This is a genomic window from Bradyrhizobium sp. th-b2 (assembly GCF_000426785.1).
In the GTDB taxonomy this organism is placed as follows: domain Bacteria; phylum Pseudomonadota; class Alphaproteobacteria; order Rhizobiales; family Xanthobacteraceae; genus Bradyrhizobium; species Bradyrhizobium septentrionale.
The window spans coordinates 1-4,377 of the sequence record NZ_AUGA01000179.1 but is presented as its reverse complement, the minus strand read 5'-3'; the positions used below and the strand labels follow the sequence as shown (position 1 = coordinate 4,377).

The following is a 4,377-nucleotide window of genomic DNA, read 5'->3' as shown; positions in this document are numbered from 1 at the left end:
ACAAGGGATACCGCGGCCATGACGCACAGAACCCGCGCCGCGTCTTCATCTCCGGCCAGAAGCGCGGCGTCTTCGGCACTATCAAGCGCCAGCTGCGGCGCCGCTCCGCTATCGAGCCCGTGATCGGCCATTTGAAGGCTGACGGACACCTCGGCCGCTGCTACCTCAAAGGCCGCGCCGGCGATACCGCCAACGTCATCCTCTCCGCCGTCGGTTACAACTTCCGCCGCATCCTCGCCTGGCTAAGGGCTCTTTGGTACCTCTTCCTGGCTGCCTTCTTCTCAGTCACCAGCCACCGCACACCACTCAAATCGGCTTCTTAACCGACGACTTGGTATGTCTCGGTGATTGAGCGTATTGTTTGCGGGCAAGAGAGCGCACCACGTTTTGCGGCCCGTTGCCTTCCATGCGGCGATCGCTCCACATCATCGCCCACCCATGCTCGACTCAGCGAGTCGTTGAGACAGTCCTCATCAGCAACAACCTTGGTGTAGTTTTCTAATCCTTGGCTATATTGGCCGCATACCAGGGCATAATTGAGTTACGATCATCCTGTGCCTTAATTGGGACTTAGATTTTCGGCGAATGTCCTCGCCGAGATCGAGCCGTCGGCCGTGCTCCCTCTGCCGATGGAAGTGGCCGCGATGCCTAGCAGCGTCGCTCCTCCCAGACTCGACTTCCGCCCGGCCGCTAAACGCGGCCGGGCCTTTTGTATTCACGAAGGCTCTCCCGGGACTATCGAGATCTCCTTAAGCCGATCAGCTCGACGAAAGACCTGACCAAGGATCAATGGCCTATTGGAGCGGATGCAGCGCGCAGTTCGCGGGCCGCAGCGACCATGTTGACAAGTGCCGGGCGAACCTCCTCCCATTTGCGTGTCTTCAAGCCACAGTCCGGATTGACCCAGAGCTGCGACCGCTGCAGCCGCTTCAGAGCCAAGGCCATGAGCTCCTTCATCTCGCCGGTCTCGGGAACGCGTGGGGAATGAATGTCGTACACGCCTGGCCCAATTTGGTTCGGATAGTTGTAGTTCCTGAACGCGTCGAGCAGTTCCATCTTCGAGCGCGAAGTCTCAATCGAGATGACATCTGCGTCCATTGCAGCAATCGCATGGATGATGTCGTTGAATTCTGAGTAACACATGTGGGTATGAATCTGAGTTTGTTCGGCGACGCCCGATGAGCAGATGCGGAAGCAATCTCCAGCCCACTCGAGGTAAACGGTCCACTGCGCACGACGCAATGGCAAGCCTTCGCGTAGTGCAGCCTCATCGATCTGGATCATGGAAGCACCCGCATTCTCGAGATCGCCGACTTCATCTCGAATTGCGAGCGCAATCTGACGGCAGACTTCGCTTCGGGGAATATCCTCGCGAACGAACGACCAGTTCAAGATCGTTACTGGTCCGGTCAACATCGCCTTCATCGGCCTTTTGGTTAGCGACTGCGCATAGCGCCACCAGTCCACCGTGATCGGCTTCGGCCGCGAGACATCTCCAAACAGGATCGGCGGCCGGACACAGCGCGAGCCATAGGATTGCACCCAACCGTTTTTGGTAAATGCGAAGCCGGAGAGTTGCTCGCCGAAGTACTGCACCATGTCATTGCGCTCAAACTCGCCATGGACGAGCACGTCCAGACCGATGTCTTCCTGCCAACGTACGGCGCGCGCCGTCTCTTCCTTGAGGAACTTGTCGTATTGCTCGTCGCTCATCGCGCCTCGCGCATGCGCCGCCCGGGTATTACGGACCTCTGAGGTCTGAGGAAACGATCCGATCGTCGTGGTCGGGAACGCTGGCAGCCCGAAGCGCTTGCGTTGGATCTCGGCCCGACTGGCAAATGGGCTGGCGCGCCGGCGCATGGCCTGGTTGATCGCACTCAGCCGGACAACGACATTGGCATCTCGGATCTTCGGCGACGTCCGGCGGACGGCTGCGGCACACTCCGATTCCGCAAGAGCTTTCGCAACATTCTGGTCGCCTGCGAGTGCCCGCGCCAAGGTCGCAAGCTCACGCATCTTCTGAACCGAGAAAGCAAGCCAGCTCTTGACGTCGGAGGCGAGCCCGGTCTCGAGTTCAACATCGACCGGCACATGAAGCAGCGAGCAGGATGGGGCGATCTGTACGCGGTCCTTACCAAGCTTCGCAATCGCGGGGTCCAGTCGCTGGCGGAGCGCCGACAAATTCGATCGCCAAACATTCCGACCGTCTATGACGCCGAGCGACATGACGAGGTCACTTCGGCCGCTCGCAATGATCTGGCTCAATAACTCTGGCGCGCGAACCAGATCGACGTGAAGCCCGGCAACAGGCAGGCGCAGGGCAGCGTCCAGATTGTCGCAGAGGCCACCGAAATAGCTTGCAACCATGATCTTGATGGCCGGCCCTTCCTTTGCGAGCCGGCCATAAGCATGTACCAAGGATTTTCGCGAACTCTCATCCAGATCAAGGACTAGCCAAGGTTCGTCGAATTGAACCCAATTTGCCCCGCGTTTGGCCAATTCCTTCAAAAGCTCAATATAGACCGGTATCAGGTCATCCAGCAGTGACAGTGGCTGGAACGCAGGATCGGCACTCTTGCCAAGCTTCAAGAATGTAACCGGCCCGATCAGGACAGGGCGCGTCTGAAAGCCAAGGGCCTTGGCTTCCTCGTACTCCTCGATTGGTTTGCGAGAGGATAGTCTGAAAGTCTGCCCCGGGTGAAATTCCGGGACCATGTAATGGTAGTTGGTGTCGAACCATTTGGTCATCTCCTGCGCGGGTGCGCCATATCCACGCGACGGGTGACCGCAACTCCCATCCTGACCGTCGCATTGTGACCCGCGTGCCATGGCGAAGTATGTCTTGAGCGAAATGGATCCGGCATTCGTCTCGTAGACTTCTGGGATGGCACCAACCATGACACTGGTGTCGAGCACCTGGTCGTACAGCGAGAAATCGTTCGATGGGATCACGGTGACACCGAGAGACCTCTGGCGAGCCCAATTTGCGGCACGTAGGCCAGCTGCATCCTCGAGCAACTGCTGTTCGGCGATTTTTCCGGCCCAGTAACTTTCGAGCGCAACCTTGAGCTCTCGCCTTGGACCGATGCGTGGCGTTCCGAGTGTGGCAACCGGAAGAGAGAGTAGAGACATAGCGTTAACCCCATATTGGGGGCAAAGGCCATGGCGGACGCAGGCAGAAGAAGTCGCGCGAGCGACCGCTGCTTGGCGCACCACCGGGACACCCCGCCCGTGGACGAAGATAGTGTCGGGGCAGGTCTCCTGGCTCGCGGCTCAGCGCTGCTGTCCGGCCTTCCCGAAACCGTCAGGCTTCAGTGACTTCGTTGGACAGCGGCTCGCCGCTCACAGTTGCGGGGACAGCGCCGGCATTGACACCGGCTTCCCTCTTAGCTCCGGCCTAATGAGACCGGAGAACCTCGACACCTTCAATTATCGGCAAAAGGGATGTTCCGTCAACCTCGCGAATTCATGTTGCGATCTGCTAATGTGCCTAGCGGCATGCCCACCGTTCATCCTCGATGCAGAAGTCGCTCTGCAATCACGGACATCGGATGACATCCCGAAAGTCCCTCCGCGCGGGCAGCGACAAATCCGAATACGCCGCCTTTGCGCCGAGGACCACTTGGTCGAACAGACGGCTTTCATGCAAGCTGGCCCCGGTTCATCAAGCACGGCGCGCTGCGCTGCCTTCTCCAAGCAATCAACGATCCACCGAATAAGATAGCATACGCGGCGCGAGGTGTTTCTGTGATGCCAGCCATTTCTGGTAGGCGTCACTCGGACACTTTTTGGCGATACTGCCCAGGCAAGCATATCAACCAAACCAAGGAGACCGGCTCGCAATGAAAATGGCTGTTTGGAGTGCCCTCGGTGTCTTTGCTGTTGCCGTCTCTGTTCGGATTGATGGTAAGACCGCTCTTGAGTAACACCGCTCGACAGATTCTCTCGAAACTATTGATCGGCTCAAGCCGAGGCTAGCACGGCTCAGCGCCTCTACCTGCTTGCGGAGGACAGGACTTGCGTCGAAGCCGCATCTTCCGGTCGATTGAAGAGCACGATATGCGCCGGCCGACACGAGCGATCGCGCATGCCAGCGAGTGAATGCTATCATCTCGCCCGCCTGCTTAAAGCGTGCACTTCGGCGGCGTCTGTTCTAAACGCCCGGCGCTGATGGGCGGTTTCGTATCGTTGTGGGCCCTTGAGTGCCAAGCACATCTGCCTGGCGCTGCAACTAGCACTTCAGGACTGTCGCATAGTCGCGAAGGAGCGCCAATCGCGTGTGGATAGAGCCACGACGTTCAAAACCGAACGACGGGTTCGATGGTAGACAATCTGCTCTAGCCCGTCTTATTCGTCAGAGGGCGCCTGAGAGGCTGG

1 protein-coding gene, 1 pseudogene and 1 riboswitch are annotated in these 4,377 nt (G+C 58.6%); of the genes and pseudogenes, one reads left to right on the top strand and one right to left on the bottom strand.

Annotated features, from left to right (window positions below):
- Positions 1–323, top strand: a pseudogene (locus tag K359_RS56390) (IS5/IS1182 family transposase); the annotation flags it as partial.
- Between the two features lie 463 nt (positions 324–786).
- Here K359_RS56390 and metE read toward each other — a convergent pair.
- Complete coding sequence (gene metE / locus K359_RS0147130) at positions 787–3,132, bottom strand: 5-methyltetrahydropteroyltriglutamate--homocysteine S-methyltransferase (protein ID WP_029085164.1); 2,346 nt, start codon at positions 3,130–3,132, stop codon at positions 787–789.
- Positions 3,133–3,233: 101 nt separating this feature from the next.
- A riboswitch (cobalamin riboswitch) is annotated at positions 3,234–3,434 on the bottom strand.
- Positions 3,435–4,377: the final 943 nt, after the last annotated feature.